The sequence below is a fragment of the Streptomyces sp. NPDC003247 genome (genome assembly GCF_042888135.1).
Classification (GTDB): Bacteria; Actinomycetota; Actinomycetes; order Streptomycetales; family Streptomycetaceae; genus Streptomyces.
Genome location: NZ_JBIAPF010000010.1, coordinates 140,447 through 158,163, shown reverse-complemented (window position 1 = coordinate 158,163; position 17,717 = coordinate 140,447). Strand labels below are relative to the sequence as shown.

The 17,717-nt window shown below is 72.2% G+C and carries 10 protein-coding genes; 7 read left to right on the top strand and 3 right to left on the bottom strand.

Annotated elements, in window-relative coordinates:
* Positions 1 to 41: 41 nt before the first annotated feature.
* On the bottom strand, positions 42 to 1,595 hold the full coding sequence (locus tag ACFYWQ_RS30525) for a hypothetical protein (protein ID WP_389520779.1): 1,554 nt from the start codon (positions 1,593 to 1,595) through the stop codon (positions 42 to 44).
* A 121-nt stretch (positions 1,596 to 1,716) separates the two neighbouring features.
* Positions 1,717 to 4,113, bottom strand: a complete 2,397-nt coding sequence (locus ACFYWQ_RS30520) for a hypothetical protein (protein WP_389520778.1) — start codon at positions 4,111 to 4,113, stop codon at positions 1,717 to 1,719.
* A 514-nt stretch (positions 4,114 to 4,627) separates the two neighbouring features.
* Here ACFYWQ_RS30520 and ACFYWQ_RS30515 point away from each other — a divergent pair.
* Entirely contained in the window at positions 4,628 to 5,926 is a 1,299-nt protein-coding gene (locus tag ACFYWQ_RS30515; protein WP_389520776.1) for a S8 family serine peptidase, read from the top strand.
* A gap of 82 nt (positions 5,927 to 6,008) precedes the next feature.
* On the opposite strand, the gene eccCa is transcribed toward ACFYWQ_RS30515, so the two are convergent.
* Positions 6,009 to 10,073, bottom strand: a complete 4,065-nt coding sequence (gene eccCa, locus ACFYWQ_RS30510; protein WP_389520775.1) for a type VII secretion protein EccCa — start codon at positions 10,071 to 10,073, stop codon at positions 6,009 to 6,011.
* 310 nt (positions 10,074 to 10,383) lie between these two features.
* Here eccCa and eccD point away from each other — a divergent pair, with 310 nt between their 5' ends.
* The 6 genes from eccD to ACFYWQ_RS30480 all read left to right on the top strand — a co-directional run bounded on the left by eccD (position 10,384) and on the right by ACFYWQ_RS30480 (position 17,665).
* Complete coding sequence (gene eccD / locus ACFYWQ_RS30505; protein WP_389520773.1) at positions 10,384 to 11,784, top strand: type VII secretion integral membrane protein EccD; 1,401 nt, start codon at positions 10,384 to 10,386, stop codon at positions 11,782 to 11,784.
* A gap of 18 nt (positions 11,785 to 11,802) precedes the next feature.
* Positions 11,803 to 13,290, top strand: coding sequence for a type VII secretion protein EccB (gene eccB / locus ACFYWQ_RS30500; protein WP_389520771.1), 1,488 nt, complete (start codon positions 11,803 to 11,805; stop codon positions 13,288 to 13,290).
* A gap of 101 nt (positions 13,291 to 13,391) precedes the next feature.
* Entirely contained in the window at positions 13,392 to 13,754 is a 363-nt protein-coding gene (locus ACFYWQ_RS30495) for a hypothetical protein (protein WP_389520769.1), read from the top strand.
* Positions 13,755 to 13,841: 87 nt separating this feature from the next.
* The gene (locus tag ACFYWQ_RS30490) at positions 13,842 to 14,141 is read left to right on the top strand and encodes a WXG100 family type VII secretion target (protein ID WP_389520768.1); all 300 of its coding nucleotides are present in this window, start codon (positions 13,842 to 13,844) and stop codon (positions 14,139 to 14,141) included.
* Between the two features lie 56 nt (positions 14,142 to 14,197).
* Positions 14,198 to 14,665: a type VII secretion system-associated protein gene (locus ACFYWQ_RS30485; protein WP_389520766.1), complete on the top strand. Its 468-nt coding sequence runs from the start codon at positions 14,198 to 14,200 to the stop codon at positions 14,663 to 14,665.
* 33 nt (positions 14,666 to 14,698) lie between these two features.
* Positions 14,699 to 17,665: an AAWKG family protein gene (locus ACFYWQ_RS30480; RefSeq protein WP_389520764.1), complete on the top strand. Its 2,967-nt coding sequence runs from the start codon at positions 14,699 to 14,701 to the stop codon at positions 17,663 to 17,665.
* The last annotated feature ends 52 nt before the right edge of the window (positions 17,666 to 17,717 follow it).

Here is a 17,717-nt window from a genome sequence, read left to right as displayed (position 1 = left end):
CGGCTCCTTCGTGTTCGGTGGGTTCGGTGGGTTCGGTGCGCTCAGTGCTGGGTGCCGGCGGCCCAGAGGGTCTGGTCGTCGGCGCTCAGGATCGTGACGTTCCCGTCGTCCTGGATGACGAGCTTCGCCCCGGTGTGACCGCCCGTCCGGGAGGACCACAGCGTTTCCAGGTAGTCCGAACGGACGACGAGTTCACCGTCCGCCTTGAACGTGGCGTAGTTGTTCTCGCCCGTCGTCCCCGAGGTCCAGCGGACGGTGCCGTTCTCGTCGGAGATGACGAGGTCGCCGCCGGCGCGCATGGTCACGCGCATCCGGTCGCTGCTGACGGACTCCCCCGCGCGCAGGGTGAAGGAGGAGGTGAAGACCTGGGTGGTCCACTGGGGGCTGGGCTGGGGGGCGGGCTGGGCGGCCGCGCTCCGGGCGGGGTCGGTCGTCTTCGCCGGGTCCTTGGCCGGGGTGTCGTCCGTGGTGGTGCTGTTCTCGTCCGTCGCCGTGGGCTTCGTCGTGGTGCCGGCGTCGGGGGCGGGGTCGGTGTCGGCGTCGGCGTCGGTGTCGGGCTTCGCGGTGGACTGCGCGCCGGCGCTGGTGGTGGCCGGGGCGGCGGTGCGGGCCGCCACCGTGCCGGCGGCCTTCGCCGGGGACTCGTCGGCTGCCGTGTCCTTGGACTTGGCGGGCTCGGCCGACTTGGCGGGCGTGGCGGGCGTGGCGGGCGTGGTGATGGCGGCTCTGGTGCTCCCGGCCGTGGCGGCGGCGGGCTTGGCCGAACCGCCCTCCTTCACGGGCACGTTCTCGGCGGACCCCGTGTCCGCCTGGGCGCGCGGCGTGTCCTCGGCCGCCGCGGACCGTGCAGCCGCGGCCTCCGTCCCGTCAGAGGCGGGCGTGGCGGCGGCGGCACGCTCCGCGACCGATACCCCGGGCACGACCGGCGCGTCCGTCTTCCGGTCGGTTCCGGAGGCGGAGGCGTCCCCCGACCCGTGCCAGGCGCCCGTGTCGGGGTCCAGCAGGTTGGCGGCGGTGGGGACCTGGCCGTCCGCGGCCGGTTGCTGCGCCTCCAGCTGCCGGGCGTACGCGTCCGGATGCGCGTCGGTGCCGCCGCCCTCCACCGCCACCGGCTCTCCCTTGCCGAGACCCTCGTACGTCGTCGTGTGGTCCTTGGCGTGGGACGTCAGGAAAGGAGTGCCCGCGACCACGGCCCCGGCGACGGCGGCCGCGACCAGGAACGGCCGTCCGGAGACCTTCGGCGCCGACGGTCCACCGCCCGGACGCCGCGAGGAAGGTCCGGCCGGGGCCGCCACGCTCTCGGCACCCGCGGTCGCGGACGCCGCGCCGGAGCGGTCCGCGCCACCCGGACGCCAGGCGGCCGGGTCGGGCTCCGGCTCCGCTTCCGGTGTGCGGGACGCGGCCAGGACCGCGGACAGGGACCGCATGGTGCTCTCGTCCTGCCCGGCACCGAGCGGATCGGCCGGGGCCAGCGGGCTCATGCTCGCCCCGTCGGGCATGGGCAGCGCCACGGAACGGCGAATGCGCCGCGCGGAGCCGGCCCTGCCGCTCGTCGCGCTCGGCTCGGCCGTGGACCTGGGCGTTCTGGGGGACATGACGCTCCTCGTGGCGGGACGCTGGACGTAAGGGCTGGTCAGTACGGGCTGGTACGGGACTGGTGCGGGCCGGTAGGGGCCGGTAGTGGCTGGAGGGGACCTGTCGGGGCGAACCGGCGGCCTAGGAAACGGTGTCCAGGAGCGGTCGGCCGAGGTCCGTGCCGGGTGCGGCGGAGAGCAGGTCGAACACGGCGCGCAGCCGTTTCAGCAGAGCCGCCTCCAGCCGCGGGGCGGAGACGTGCGACTCCTGTGGCATCTCCTGCATCAGGCCGACGGTGGCCGTGCCGTGCCGGGCCACGCCCAGGACCCGGAACCTGGACTCCTGCGCGAAGAGGACGTGCTCGGCGCCGTCGGCGTCGAGGGTGCCGGTACGGCGGCCGGTGACCGACCAGATGAGGACGTGGTCGGTGGACACGCCCGGGTAGGTACGCCCCACCGCGACGGCCCGGACCGGCACGGTGCCTTCCCACTCCTGTCCCACGGCGTCCGCGGTGACGCGCGAGACGAGTTCGTCGGCGGTGCTCAGCGAGGCACCCCGGTAGGAGGGCAGTCGGCGGGTTGCGGACCGCAGACAGCGCAGCAGCGTCCGGCTCCGGTCGTCGCCGTCGGCCAGCGACGCCCGCAGTCGTACGTCGTCCACCGCCGTCATGTAGACGTGCACTGCGACCAGTTCGGCGACGGTCGCCTCGGGCTGCTCCCGTTGAGCCGCTCTGAACAGGGGCGCCACGACGTCCGTGGCGGCGCGGCGGTGCTGTTCCCAGAAGGGTCCGAGATCGCGGCGCAGCTTCGCGGGGTCGCTGTCCGAGGCCCCGGGCGCGGGAGACGGAGATGCGGGAGACGGAGATGCGGGAGACGGAGATGCGGGAATCGTCGCAGTCACGGTCGCAGTCGCTGTCGTCGTCACGGTCGCCGTGGCTGTCGCCGTCGTGGTCGCCGTCGCCGTCGCCGTAAGAGGAGCCGTACCCTCCGGTGCCCGTTCCGGCGTGGAGGGGCCGGTCTGCGTGCGCAGCTCCCGGGCCGGCGCCACCACCTCGACGGGCCTCCGTACCGAAGGCCGAAGTCCCGGCTCCGACTCCGGCTCCGGCTCCGGCTCCGTAGCCTCTTCAGCCGCTTCGGTCTCCTGCGACAGCGGCTCCTCCGCGCCCCCTCCCCGCCGTTGCGGCATCAGGGAGAAGCTGTGCCGGACGGTGAGCTTGCGCAGGCTCTCCATGCCCCTGCTGCCCAGGACGCCGTGGACATGTACGACGGCCCGCTCCCGTACCTCGGGGTCGAGTTCCCCGAACAGCCGGTCCAGGTGCGGCCAGAGCGAGTCGTCGAGCGCGCGGCGCGGCGCGCCGAGTTCGATGGCGACGGCGTCGGGGGCGGGCCTGCGGGTGACGGCCGTGAGCGGGGGTTCACCGCTGCGGGGTCCGATCCACAGCCCGGCGGGAGTGGGAGCTACCTTCCAGATCCGGTGGAAGGGCAGGGCGACGTCGACGGGTTCGGCGCTCGACAGCGAGGCGGGCGCCCGCCACGTGGTGACCCGGGCGTTCTCGGCGCGGCCGGCCCCGACCGGTGCGCAGGTGAGCGTCCGCGCGAACGGTCGCCAGGCCGGGGTGCCGTCGGCGTCGACCAGGTACGGCTCGGTGGACGCCTCGGCCCTGGAGCCGTCGTCCGGATCGCCGTCGACCACGACGGGCAGTCCGTTGGCCAGGTGGACGTCGGTCCCGAGCAGGTCCGCCACGGCCTGTCCGGTCTCCGGCATCGGCTGCCCGTCCAGGGACAGCAGCCGGATGTCCTCGCGTATGCGTCCCGGCAGGGCGGCGAGCACCGTGGCCAGATCCCCGGCCGGTACGTCCGCCGTACCGACGAGCAGATACGGCCGGTCGGGGTCCGGCGGTACGGCGTACGGAAGGGTGTGCACGGCCGGGGAGTCCGCGGCCGTGGACCGGATCAGCAGGCCGGCCGGTACCGGCTCGACGACGTGCCCGGCCACCGGGTCGTGGTCCACCTGTCGCAGCGCGGACTCCCATGCGGGGATGGGCAGTCGGCTGCCGACGGGCCGCGGCACCTCGCCGTAGGAGAAGTGCCACCAGCCCCCGGGGGCGTCGGGGAGGTCCGGCGAGAAGAGGGTGCCGTCCGGGACGACGACCGCGGGTCCGGCGGTGGCCAGTACGTCGAGTTCCCACCGCTCGCAGATGAGCCGGGCCACCGAGGGCCGGTCCTCGGCCTCGTCGGCGCCGGCCGACATGACCAGCCGCAGCAGGCGCACGTCCTCGTCCTTGAGTCCCCGCAGTACGGGCGCGAGCCGCTCGCACAGCCCCTCGGCCCCGTCGTCACCGAGCGGGGCACCGACCAGGACGGCCGCCTCGTTCTCCCGCGCGGGACCGAGCCGGTCCGCGAGGTCGGCCAGTCGGCGCGGCGGGGTGCCGCCGGTGTGCACCACGTGGACGTGTTCCCGGGTGCGGGAGACGGTCAGGCGGGCGGGGGGCGGGAGTTCGGCCTGTCCGCCGCGTCGGCCGGTGCCGCGCCGGATCATCGCGCGCTCCTCACGCAGATGGCGGTCATGCGGTCCTCACAGCTCGTGGTCACCTTCGGTGGGGCGGTATGAGCACGCACCCCGGAGCAGGACGACATGTCCTGCCGGTGGCGGCCGACTCGCGTCGAGCCGGAACCGAGCGGGAAACATAGGTGTTCTGCAGTACGTCACTCCCGAGCCGCGAGCGGCCCGGAAGGTCTCCCCGCCACCACACGTGTCTCGTACTCGCAGCTTACCCGGTGTCAGGGATCACGGGTGCGCGAGGGGTGTGAGGGACTGATCGACACCCGGCGGGCGACGTGTGCGGTGCGGGCTGTCTAGCATGTGCACACAACCACCCGGGCGCGCCGCAGGCGCGGGCGATCGGGCGATCGGGTCCGGCGGCGTCCCGCTCCCGCCCCCACTCGGCCCGCCCTCCGCCTGTCCCCCGCCCGCTCGCCGCCTGTCCCCCGCCCGCACTCCGCCTGCCCCCACGGCAGGCCAACCGGTCACCATGGCCAGGGAATTCGATGACATGACCGATGACAGCGCCTTCTTCCCGCCACTCTCCCGCGGCCCCCGCGAGTCCCGCGAGCCCCGCGAGCCCCGCGAGCCGCCCCGCGCACCCCGCCTGGCGGTCCTCGCTCCGCTCCTGGGGGCGGTGCTCACCGTGGCACCGACGGCGAGCGCCACGGCCGCTCCGGACCCGACGGCGACCCCCTCCGCGACGGCGTCGGCCGCACCACTGCTGCCGTTGATCGCCTCCTCCCTCGACCCCGACTCCAACACCTGCACCACGGCCTCACCGACACATGTGAGCTCCGTGCCGTGGGCTCAGCTCGCGCTGAACCTGGCCCGGGCCAACCGGTACACCCGGGGCGACGGCGTCCTGGTCGGTGTGGTGGACACCGGTGTCGCACCCCAGGCCACCGGTCTCGCCGGCCGCGTCCGGGCCGAGGGTGCCGCCGCGACGGACTGTGTGGGGCACGGCACCTTCCTGGCGGGGGTGATCGCGGCGTCGGCCGTGCCCGGGAGCGGGTTCACGGGGGTGGCGCCGGAGGCCCGGATCGTGGCCGCGCGGGGCACGGACCAGTGGGGCCGCCCGAGCGCGGACCTGGTCGCACAGGGGATCGAGGCGGCCGTCGCGGCGGGCGCGAAGGTGGTGGACGTCTCGGCGGCGCTGCCCGTCGGCACCGCGCGGCTGCGGACGGCCCTGAAGCACGCCGCCGTCGCGGACGTGCTCGTGGTGGCCCCGGCGGCACCCGACACCGCGCCCGAGTCGGCCTCGGGGAAGACCTCGGATCCGCCGCCGGCTCCGTACTGGCCGGCTTCGTCGGAGGGTGTCCTGTCGGTGGTGAGCGTGGACGTCGACGGCGAGCGGCCGGACGGGGTGCCGCAGCCGGTCGAGGCCGACCTGGCCGCGCCGGGCGAGGCCGTCACCGGGATCGGCCCCCGGGGCACGGGCAACTACGTCGCGAACGGCGCCTCGGTGGCCGCCGCCTACGTGGCCGGGACGGCCGCGCTGGTGCGGGCCCGTCTGCCGCACCTCAGCGCGGCCCAGACCGCCGCCCGGCTCCGGGCGACGGCGGCACACGCCTCGGTGCCGCTGCTCGACCCCTCCGGCGCGCTCAGCACCGTCCTGCCCTCGGGGGCGCCACGGGCCGCGTCCCAGGACGGGCTGCGGCTGCCGGAGACGGCGCCCGAGAGCGGTGTCGTGCCCCGGGCCTGGGCGCTGGCCGGCGCGTGTCTGCTGGTGGGTGTGCTGGCGGCCTGGGCCATGGCGGTGGGCCGGGTCCGTTCGTCCCGGCGTACGGGCGGCCGGAAGCCCGTCTGACCTTCGGCGGGAACGGCGCGGGCCGGGCGGTGACCACGATCGGCCGACAGCATCGTGGGCACCGCCCGGCTCGCGCCCTCGTTCAGCGGCCCGCGGGCGCCTCCGCCGTCCCGTCCGCCAGGAACGCCGTCTGGATCTGCGTCGCGCTGCGGCGTGTGATGTAGCTGCCGCGGCCGGGCGGCAGCACCCGGGGCTTGACGTTGCCGAACACGTACCCCTCACTGGGCGGGCAGGACAGCAGCAGACCCGGCGAGTTCACCTCCAGCATGCGCCGTACGAGCGGGTCGTTGACGCCGCGCATGGAGTTGGCCGCGGACCGGGTGACGACCATGTGCAGGCCCACCTCGTAGCCCAGCGGCAGGTGTTCGAGCAGGGGCTCGAAGACGGTGCGCGCGGGGTTGGCGACGAGGTCGTAGTCGTCGACGAGGATGAACAGCCGTGGCCCCACCCACCAGTCGGCCTGCCGCATCCGGGCCGGGGTGATCTCCGGTCCGGGCGCCCGCGTCTTCAGGGCCCGTGCCACGCCCTGGACGTACTCGTCGAGCTGGTCGACGGAGACGGCGTGGCCCAGGCGGTACTCCTCGGGCACCGCCTCGACCAGTTCGCGGCGGAAGTCGACGGCGAGGATACGGGCCTCGCCCGGCGTGAAACGTTCGGTGATCGCCTTGGTGACCAGCCGCAGCAGGTTGGTCTTGCCCGACTCGGTGTCGCCGAAGGCCACCAGGTGCGGGGTGTCGGCGAAGTGGTGCCAGGCGGGGGCCAGTTCCTTCTCCTCGACGCCCAGCGGGATCTGGAAGCGCCGCCCCTCGGGCGAGGGGGCGAGGTCGCGGGCGTCGAGCACCGTCGGGAGCATCCGGACGGGCGGCGCGGCGGGGCCCTGCCAGCCGTCGGCCACGGCCTGGACCAGGTCGGCGACGCCCTCGCCGAGGTCGGCGGCGTCACGGACGCCGTCGATGCGCGGCAGGGCGGTGAGGAAGTGCAGCTTGGAGTCGACGGTGAGGCCGCGGCCGGGAAGGCGGGGGACGTTCCGGGCCATCCTGATGTCGATCATGGAGTCCAGGGAGTCGCCCATCCGCAGCTCCAGCCTGGTGGCCGACTGGTCGCGGACCGCGGCGGACAGTTCGACCCAGCGGGTGGTGGAGGTCACCACGTGGATGCCGTAGTTGAGCCCGCTGGTGGCGAGCTGACCGACCGTCTGCACATGGTCCTGGAAGTCCTGCCGGAGGGTCTGCCAGCCGTCGATGACCAGGAACACGTCACCGTGCCGCTCCTCGGGGAGCTCACCGGCCGCCCGGCGGCGCCGCAGCGTGGCCATGGAGTCGATGCCGTGGTCGAGGAAGAGCCGCTCGCGGTGGGCGAGCAGGGTCATCATCTCGGCGAGGGTGCGCCCCACCCGCTCGCCCTCCAGCCGGCCCGCGACCCCGCCGACGTGCGGCAGCCCGGCCAGCGGGGCGAGCGAGCCGCCGCCGAAGTCGAGGCAGTAGAACTGCACTTCGCGCGGGGTGTGGGTGAGCGCCAGCGCGGTGATGAGGTTGCGCACCAGGGTGGACTTGCCGCTCTGCGGCCCGCCGCCGATGGCGACATGGCCGCCCGCCGCGCTCAGATCCACCGTCAGCGGCTCGCGGACCTGCTCGAACGGCCTGTCCACGATGCCGAGCGGCACCCGCAGCCTGCCGCGGTCCTCCCAGTCGGCGGTGGTGAGCCCGAGTACGGGGTCCGGGATCAGCGGGGGCAGCAGGGCGTCGAGGGTGGACGGGGCGCCCAGCGGGGGCAGCCACACCTGGTAGGCGGGCGGTCCCGCGTCGCGCAGCCGGTCGATGGCGACGGCCATCAGGCTGGTGTCGTCCTCGTCGTCCGGGGCAGCTCCGGTCGGCTCCGGCGCCTCGGGCGCCTGCCGCGGGGTCACCCAGTCCCCGGTCCAGGGCATGATCTGGCCGGCGATCCTCTCCTGGGCGAGCGCGCCGACCCGCTGCCGGTACGTCCCGGACACATAGGCGGCCCGGAACCGGGTGAGGGGTTCCACACCGCTCTTGAGGTAACCGGCGCCCGGCTGGGAGGGCAGTTCGTAGGCGTCCGGCACCCCGAGCACGCCGCGGCTCTCCATCGCGGAGAACGTGCGCAGCCCGATCCGGTACGACAGGTGGCTCTCCAGCTGGTGCATGCGCCCCTCGTCCAGGCGCTGCGAGGCGAGCAGCAGATGGACGCCCAGGGAGCGGCCGAGGCGGCCGATGGCCACGAACAGGTCCATGAACTCGCGGTGGGCGGAGAGCAGTTCGCTGAACTCGTCGACGACCACCAGCAGGCTGGGCAGCGGTTCCAGCGGTGCTCCGGCGGCGCGCGCCTTCTCGTAGTCGAGCGCGGAGGTGTAGTTGCCGGCGCTGCGCAGCAGTTCCTGGCGCCGCTGCATCTCACCCCGCAGGGCGTCCTGCATCCGGTCCACCAGCGCGGCCTCGTCGGCGAGGTTGGTGATCACCGCGGAGGTGTGCGGCAGGGCGTCGAACCCGAGAAACGTGGCGCCGCCCTTGAAGTCGACGAGGACGAAGTTCAGCGTCTCGGAGGAGTGGCCGAGGGCGAGTCCGAGGACCAGGGTGCGCAGCAGTTCGCTCTTGCCGGAGCCGGTGGCGCCGATGAGCATGCCGTGCGGGCCCATGCCGTCCTGGGCGGACTCCTTGATGTCGAGTTCCACGGGGCGCCCGTCGGCCCCGACGGCGATGGGCACGCGCAGGCGCTTGTGCTGGCCGGCGCGGCGCTCCCAGTACTCCTGGGGGGAGTAGCGGTGCAGATCGGGGATGCCGAGGAGGGTGGTGAGCTGGATGTCGGTGGCCAGCGGCTGCGCGCTCTCGGCGGTGGCGCCGGTGCGCATCGGCGCGAGGCGGGCGGCGAGGGACCGTACGGCGGCCGGGCCGAGCCGGTCGGCGCGGCCCAGCGGGATCGAGATCTCCTTGCGGTTGCGGTCGGTGCGTACGATCTTCACCTCGTCGTACGATCCCATGGACCCGGCGTCCTCCCCCGCTTCCCCCGCTCCCCCCGGCTGCTCCTGCGCTTCCTCCGGCTCCTCCACGAGCAGCCGCAGCACGGTCCGCCCGGGCTTCCAGGCCAGGCTCTCCGCGACGTCCAGGATCACCGCGTTGCGGTACCCGGCGCGTTCGAAGCGATGGCCGGAGGGGACCTGGCCTCCGTCCAGGACGACGACCACGTACGGCTCGTCCTTGGTGGGTGACACGCCCGCCTCGAAGAGCGGACGGCCGGTCAGTTCCTCGCCCAGCAGGTCCTCCAGCTCGGCGAGGGTCGAGGTGATCAGACGGGCCGGTCCGGCCCCGTCGGACTCCTGCGGATGCAGCGCGTGCGGCAGCCACTTCGTCCACTCCCACTGCGCCCGGTGCTCCGGGGCCACGCAGAACGCGATCATCAGGTTCTGCGGGGTGTGCAGTACGGCGAGCTGGGCGAGCAGCGCCCGGACGGTACCCAGCACCTTCTCCCGCTCGCCCCGGAACAGGATCCTCGACCAGGCCCGCAGGAAGATCGCGATGGGCTGTCCTGGCACCGTGGAGTAGGCGTTGATGAAGGCGCGCAGCGCGTGCGCGGAGAGCGGGTCGAGGTCCTCGACGGGCTTCGCCGTCTTGTTGACCAGCTGCATCGCGAGCCGCTGCTCACCGACGGCGACCCGCACCTCGGCGAAGTCCTCGTCGGTGGTGCGGCGTTCCCACAGCCGGGAGGTCTCCACGAACGACCACAGGCCGGTGGGCTCGGGATGCCGCCAGGCCAGGGCGCGCTGCTGTTCGGCCACGGCGGACCGCGCCCTGCGCCGCGCACCGCCGAGATAGCGCAGGTAGTCCCGGCGTACGCCCTGCATCTTCTGCTTGCGCTCGGAGCCGGACTTCACCAGCTGCCCGACCAGCATCATGATCATCGACAGCAGCATCAGCCCGACCACCAGATAGATGACCGGGCCGGTGCCGCTGCCGATACGTGTGTAGAGCAGCACCATGCCGACGGACATACCTGCCATCGGCAGATAGGTGAGCATGTTGGCCGCGGACGACGGTGCCGCCTCCGCGAGCGTGGGTGGCTCCTGGAGCGTCAGCTCCCCGTCGGGCAGTTCGGGGCCGCGGCGGCGGGCCGGCCTGCGGAAGAAAACCACGCTCACGTGGGCTCTCCTTCGACTGTGTACGGGGGCGGTCAACTGGGCCCCGCCTGAGTGGTGATGAGGGGTGCCGGGCCGCGACGGCAGCGAGGCCGCGGGTGAACACACATGTTCGGGAGGCTCGGGTGAAGAGATGCTTCCGGCCATGAGAGTATCTGACTGTCAGGTGTCTCTGACCGTCAGGTGTCTCTACCGTCAGATGTCCTTGACCGTCAGGTGTCCCTGACCGCATGTGTTCCACAGACCACAGGGCCGTGTCGGCCGTGTCCCCCGTGCTCCCCTCGTCTCCCCCTTCGGAAGGCTGTTGCGCCCCATGAGCGAAGGCTCACTGAACGGGCTGTGCCGTCTCACGGTGCGCGCCCCTGAGAAGACACTGGACCTCGCCGTCCCCGCCGATGTCCCGATCGCGGACCTGCTGCCCGTGATCGCGGGACACGCGGGTGAGGACCTCGCGGAACAGGGACTGGAGCACGGCGGCTGGGTGCTGCAGCGCATCGGCGGTCATCCGCTGGACCTGGAGGGCACACCGGAGTCGCTGGACCTGCGGGAGGGCGAGACGCTCGTCCTGCGTCCGCACACCGAGTCGCTGCCCCCGGTGCGCTACGACAGCCTCCTCGAAGCGGTCTCGGCCGTCGTCCAGCGCCTGCCGCACGCGTGGAGCCCGCAGATCAGCCGCCGGCTGCTGCGGGTCCTCATGGCCGCGGCCCTGCTCGGCTGTCTGGTCCTGCTCGTCACGTCGAAGGGCGCCGCCGGCGACCGGATGATCCTCGCCGCGGGTGCGGCCCTGCTCACCCTGTCCGGGGCGGGTTCCGCCGCCCGGGTGCTGGACGACCCGCAAGGAGGCGTGCTGCTGGGACTGTTCGGCGCGGCCTTCCTGGCGGCGGCCGGTCTCCTGCTGGTCGGCGACGGTCAGCTCGGCGACGGTGCGGACCGGACCGTCGGCGCCCATCTGCTCGCGGCGGGCGCGGCGGGCGCCGTGGGGCTCGTCCTGGCCGCCGCGGTGGTGGCGGGCCGTCCGGTGGTGTTCGCGTCCTGTGGGGTGCTGACTCTGGCGGCGGTCCTCGGCGGCGGGCTCATGGTGGCCCTGGACGTCTCCGCCCACCAGGCGGCCGCCGCCGTCGCCTGCGCCGCCGTGCTCCTCGGGGCGTTCATCCCGATGATGGCCTTCTCCTTCGCGGGCCTGCGGCTGCCCCCGCTGCCCACCAACCCCGGTCAGCTCCAGGAGGGCATCGAGCCGCGCTCCGAGGACGACGTCGCGAGCGGCGGCGCCGCGGTCGACCACTGGATGACCGGTCTGTACGGCGCGGTGGGCGTGGTCTGTCTCGCCGCCCTCGCCGCGCTGGCCCGGCACCCCCACCTGCCCGAGACGATCACCGTGCTCGTCCTGGCGACGCTGCTCGGCCTGCACGGACGCAGCCTCGGCACCTCGTGGCAACGGATCGCGCTGAGCCTTCCGGCGGGCATCGGCGTCGTCCTGCTGATCGTGGAGCTGGCCGCCCGCCACGGTGAACGCGGCGAACTGCTCGGCACCGCCGCCCTGCTCCTGACCGCCGCGCTCACCGCCGTCGTCTCCTGGACCGTGCCCGGACGGCGTCTGCTGCCGTACTGGGGGCGGGCCGGTGACCTGCTCCAGTCCGGCGCGGCCCTGGCCCTGCTGCCCCTCGCCCTGTGGGTCCTGGACGTGTACCAGCGCCTGCGCGGCCTGTTCGGCTGATTCCGAGGAGGTGTCATCATGCAGTCCCGACGTGACCAGGTCATCGCCCACCAGTTCCTGGTGTCCCGGCTGACCTCCGGTCTGCTGCGCGCCGACCCCGACGTGTCGGAGCCGCCCAACCGGCGCACCAACCGCGGCATGACCTACGGCATGGTGACTGCTGCCGTCGTCTGTGCCGGGTTCCTGCTGTTCGGCCTGGTGAAGCCCGGCGGCAACACCTCGTGGAAGAGCGGCGAGGCGCTCATCGTGGAGAAGGAGACCGGCACCCGCTACGTGTACGACGGACGGCTGCACACGGTCCTCAACTACCCCTCCGCACGCCTGCTGCTGGGGTCCGGCATGACGACCGTGTCCGTGTCGGTGAACTCCCTGGACACCGCTCGGCACGGCACCGAGGTCGGCATCCCCGGCGCCCCCGACTCGCTGCCCACCGCGGAGCGGCTGAACGCCCATCCCTGGCAGGTGTGCGCGGCCACCACGACCACCGACGCCGGGGCCCGCAAGCCGCTGACCGTCCTCGCCGTCGACAGCCCGCAGCAGGGCACGGGGGTGGGCGCGGACCAGGGGGTGCTGGTGCGGGGAGCGGACGGCGACACGTATCTGCTCTGGCAGGACAACCGGTTCAAGGTGGCCGGCGGCCAGGGAGCGCTCGCGGCCCTCGGCTACGGCGGCAGCGGCGCCACCACGGTGTCCGCCGCGTTCCTCGACGCGGTGCCCGCGGGCCCGGACCTCGCGGCGCCGCCGGTGACCGGCCTGGGCGACACCGGTCCGCAGCTCGACGGGGAGTCCACCCGGGTCGGTCAGGTGTTCGGCGTGCAGACTCCCGGCTCCGCCCAGCGCTACTACGTGCTCGGCGGCGACGGCCTCGTCCCGGTCACCGCGACCCAGGCCGCCCTCGCCCTGGGCGACCCCGAGACCCGGCAGAAGGCCTACGCGGGCGCCGTACCCGAGGCGGTGGTCCTGTCGGCGCAGGCGCTCAGCGGCGCGCTGGCCCCCGCCGGGTCGGCGGACGGCACCGCCGTACGGCAGGCCGGGTCACAGCTTCCGGCCACGCCGCCCGCCCTGCTGCGCGTGCCCGACTCGACCGGTGTGTGCGTCGGCCTCGACGCGGACGGCTCCACGAGCGTGCGGGTGACGCTCTCGCTGGTACCGGGCAGGACGGTCGTCGAGGAGGCGCTCCCGCCCCTGAAGGCGCTGGCCGCCGCCTGTCTGCCGGTCGACGGCATCGCGGTGGCACCGGGCAGCGGAAGTCTGGTGCGCGCGCTGAGCAGTTCGGGCAGCGGGACCGGCACCACCACGTATCTCGTCACCGACAACGGGGTGAAGTACCGGGTGCCCACGGCGGCCGCGGCCAAGGACCTGGGCTACGACCTGTCCGGCGCGGAGGGCCTGCCGGCCGCACTGCTGAACATGCTTCCCACCGGTCCCGACCTCTCCCCCGACGCCGCGGCGAACAACCGGGCGATGGCCACCGGCACACCTACATGTGACAACGACAACCCGTGAACCCCGGGGGCGTGTGGACACACAGCGGTTAAGGTGAAACCGCATACATACGTATCTCGTTTTCCGACCGACCTCGACCCCACCCCACCTATGGAGACCCCATGACGTCCGGTAACCAGCAGTCGTCCACGGACAAGACCTATATCGACTCCATCCAGTTCCTGGAGGACGCCCGCACGGCCCTGAGCTCCATCAAGGGCCAGGTCAACGACGAGCGGATGGTGCTCGCCGGCGGCTACGCCGGTGAGGACGGCACCGCCTTCCAGCGCAAGCTCGACGACTGGCTCAACGAGATCGAGAAGATCCGCGGCACCTGCATGAAGATGGAGAACACCCTCAACGAGAACAGGCAGTCCTCGAACAGGGCGACGCAGCACAACGTCACCTCCGTTCTCAACGTCAACGGCGGCGGCGACACGTCCACCTCGCAGAGCACCTTCACCACCCTGACCACGCCCAGCTGACGCCGCACGCGTATCCGGCGAGGCCCCCTTTCCCCTCGCCTCCCCCACTCCCCTTCACCAGCACACCAGGACCTCAAAGGAGAATTCGTGTCCGAGGGAATCTTCATCGATCACGGCAAGGCGATGTCATCGGTTCAGTACCTGGGCCAGCAGACACAGGAGATCGCGAAGGTCGTCAACGTCCTGAAGGCGAATCTCCAGACCGTGGTCGAAGCGTGGACCGGTCCGGAGAAGGACGTCTACTACGGGCAGGTGATCCCCGCCTGGGACTCCGAGATCCAGAACCTCAACGTCTATCTGCTGCGCCTCATGGAGGTCCTGGAGAGCAACTCCATCACCCTACGAACCACCTCTCTCCAGAACGCGAACAATTTCAGCAACATCTGACAGACACACATCTGACGGACCCGCGGACCGAACCGTAGAGCGGCAGGAAGGCGCACATGCCCGGCAGCGAGCACCACAACCTGGATCAGCTGGATTACGCAGCCTTGCAGAACTTCATCGACACCGATGTCAGCGGCTTCCTGCGCGCGCTCGACGAGATCAGGTCGCCGAACGCGCACCCGGAGGCGTTGTTCGACGTCAGCAACAAGCCGCAGGTGCTGGCCATCGGGCCGATGGCCAGTGACGACCAGACCGGTGGCAAGAACATCTGCGAGAACGCCAAGAAGGCCGCCACCGCGATCGACACGGTGTTCAGTCACCACAGGGACGCGTTCACCAAGCTCCAGGGCGACCTGCGGACGGTCATCACGACCATGAAGGACGCCCAGGCGAAGAACCTCACGGACGTCGAGTCGACGAAGTTCATGAAGGCCGTCTCCGACTACCAGACCGCCCTCGGCGGCAGCTCGGGCACCGGAACAGGCAGTGGTACGGGCACCGGCCAGAATTCCCTGGGCCTGTGACCCCCCGACGATTCATCCCGGAGTAGCAAGACCATGGCCGTGCAGAGCTGGGAAGACATCCTCCACCTGTTGACCAACTGGTCGCTGGTCAAACGTGAGGACGTCACCAAAGTCACCGGTGACAGTGGTATCCCCTGGATCAACTACAGCTTCAAGAGAGGGGGACTGCGCTTCGACAGCAAAGACGACTTCTTCGCCTGGATCGTGCCGCAGAACCCCAACAAGGGATTCCATTTCGAGTTCTACACAAGCGGTGGTGGCGTCCGCAAGAACAGGGTCGACATCTCCTACATCGACGGCCCGGACTTCCACCGCTACTGGGGAGACTCGGGGGATGTCCTTTCCGGTCTGCTCACGCAGTACTCCTCCGCCAAGGGTGACATCAGCGGCGTCCGGGGGGACGGTGCGCAGGTCGACGGGGTGCAGCTCAAGTCGTTCGCCGAACTCGCCTGGTCCTTCGACCAGGCCGGCCAGTTCTTCCGTGACCAGACCGAGGTGCTGGCGAACTGGAAGCAGCAGCTCGGCAGTGAACAGGCGTCCTGGAAGGGCAACGCCGCGGGTGCCTTCTGGCTGCTGGTCGACGACCTCCACAAGAAGTACGAGAACTACACGTCGCAGCTCCAGCCGCCGGGGTTCAGCCCCCAGCACCGGTCCCCTTCCACGGGATTCGTCAGCAAGACACTGCACGGGGACGACCTGATCGGCGCCGAGCAGTCCCTCTACACGGCGTACACGGACCTGCAGAAGATCTTCCAGGACTTCTACTGGCAGCAGGCCGAGCCCGTCACCACCACCCTCCCGGACGGCTCGTCCACCGAGCAGCACATCCCGGCGGACCCCCTGGACGTCCTGAACCAGGTGTTCGTCGAGATGGGCCGCTGGATCATCGACAACAACGCCCGCCAGATCGAGGCGGACAGCGGTACCTACAGTGCCAAGACCAAGCCGGGGTTCAGCGAGCACACCGCCTGGGGCGCCCTCGGTGACACCTCCACCTGGCACGCGGTGGTCAGGGAGGCGCAGAACCGCTGGATCAACAACATCCAGACCAACCTGGACGCACCGGCCCGCAATGTGCTGGAGACGCTCCAGAAGGACTGGTCACGTGTGCTCAACTCCACGTGGAATCCGGCGTTCTCCTTCAGCGACACGAGTTCGTCCCTGACCTCGGACGTCCAGGAGGAGAACGGCGACAAGACCGACAGCGGTCTCGACGAGAGCCTGAAGAAGCTCGGGGACGGTCTCGACAACCTCGGCGGCGGCCTCGACGACGGCCTCAAGGGCCTCGGCGACAGTCTCGGGGACGGCCTCGACGATGTCGGCAACGGCCTCGGCGACAGCCTGTCGAACCTCACCGGCAACGGCGGCTTCTCCAACGACCTGACCAACGGTCTCGGCGGCGGCACCGACATCCCGACCACGTCGGACGGGCCGAGCCTCAGCGGCAACGGCTCCCTGACCGGCGACCTGACCAGCGGTCTCGGCGGCGGCACGGACACATCGGGCCTGAGCGGCGACGGCTCGCTCACGGGCGACCTGACCGGCGGCCTGACGAGCGGCCTGACGGGCGACCTGACGGGCGACCTGACGAGCGGGCTGACCGGTGGACTGACCGGTGGCGGCGCCCTGTCCGACTTCGCCTCGGGGCTGCCCGTCAGCAACATCGACGGCAGCACCACCACCCGCACCGGCAACGGCGTGATGACCAGCTACCCGGACGGCAGCACGGTCACCCGCAACGCCGACGGCAGCATCACCTCGACGTTCCCCGACGGAACCAGCCAAACCGTCACCCCCGACGGCGAGGTGACCACCGTCGACGCGCAGGGCACGAGCACCACGACCCACCTCGGCGTCGGCGAGTCGGTCAGCAACCCGGACGGCTCGTCCATCACCCGCAACGGCGACGGCAGCCTCACCCGGACCGCCGCCGACGGCACGAAGACGACCACGTTCGACAACGGCACGTCGCGGATCGTCACACCGGACGGCCAGATCCAGCTGACCTCGCCCGACGGCACCGTCTCCCACATCAACGGCGACGGCAGCCTCACCACCGACAACCCGGACGGCTCCACGGTCACCGTGCACCCCAACGGCGACGTCACCACCGTCGACGCCCAGGGCAACACCACCACCAGCCACCTCGACGCCGGCCAGAGCGTGACCACCGGCGACGGCGGCACCATCTCCGTCGACGACCAGGGCGACATCGTCACCCACAACCCGGACGGCAGCACCACCACCCTGCACCCGGACGGCACGATCACCACCACCGGGGCCACGGCGGCGACCGGCAACGGGACCATCGCCTCGCCGGGCTTCGACATCCCCACCTACAGCGGCGGCGGCCAGATCAGCTACACACCCGACGGCACCGCCGTCACCAGCCACCCGGGCGGCATCACCCAGTACACGCACACCGACGGCAGCGGACTGGTGACCACGTCGGACGGCCGGTTCCAGACCGTTCCCAGCCCGCAGAGCGCCGCTGACGCGGCGGGCGGTCAGGTGGCGGCGGGCGGTCAGGTGGCGGCGGGCGGTCAGGTGGCGGCGGCCGCAGGCGGCGCGGGAGCCGGCGTCGGCGCGAGCGCGCCGACCGGGGGTGCGGCCTCGGACAGCCAGAACGCCATGGGACTGCTCTCCCCCATGATGATGATGGCCGGCATGAGCCGCATGGGCGGCCAGCAGGGCGGTCAGCAGGGCGGCGGGGACCGCGAGCGGAACCTCTACGACGGCAATGACATGGACGGCGCCGTCATCCAGCACGGCCTGTCCCCCTACGGCACCGCCCGGATCGCCCCCGAGGAGCCGGAGGAGTGGGAAGAGGAGGAGACCGACTCCGACGAACTCCTCGGCCCGCGCCGCCCCTCCACCGAGTCCGGATACGGACCCGCGGGCGGCGCGCGGCAGGCGACCCAGGGCACCGCCTGGTCCGGGAAGGAACGCGACGTCTGGGGCACCGAGGAGGGCGGGCTGCCCGCGTCGATCGGCCACTGACTCCGCCCGCCCCCTCGTCCCACCGCTCCCCGGCAAGCGGTCCCACCCGGCA

Bases quoted from the DNA above. Each gene is read 5' to 3' on its own strand.
- ACFYWQ_RS30515 (WP_389520776.1), top strand. From the start codon at position 4,628: ATGACCGATGACAGCGCCTTCTTCCCGCCACTCTCCCGCGGCCCCCGC.
- eccD (WP_389520773.1), top strand. From the start codon at position 10,384: ATGAGCGAAGGCTCACTGAACGGGCTGTGCCGTCTCACGGTGCGCGCC.
- ACFYWQ_RS30495 (WP_389520769.1), top strand. From the start codon at position 13,392: ATGACGTCCGGTAACCAGCAGTCGTCCACGGACAAGACCTATATCGAC.
- ACFYWQ_RS30520 (WP_389520778.1), bottom strand. From the start codon at position 4,113: ATGATCCGGCGCGGCACCGGCCGACGCGGCGGACAGGCCGAACTCCCG.
- ACFYWQ_RS30480 (WP_389520764.1), top strand. From the start codon at position 14,699: ATGGCCGTGCAGAGCTGGGAAGACATCCTCCACCTGTTGACCAACTGG.
- ACFYWQ_RS30485 (WP_389520766.1), top strand. From the start codon at position 14,198: ATGCCCGGCAGCGAGCACCACAACCTGGATCAGCTGGATTACGCAGCC.
- ACFYWQ_RS30525 (WP_389520779.1), bottom strand. From the start codon at position 1,595: ATGTCCCCCAGAACGCCCAGGTCCACGGCCGAGCCGAGCGCGACGAGC.
- eccB (WP_389520771.1), top strand. From the start codon at position 11,803: ATGCAGTCCCGACGTGACCAGGTCATCGCCCACCAGTTCCTGGTGTCC.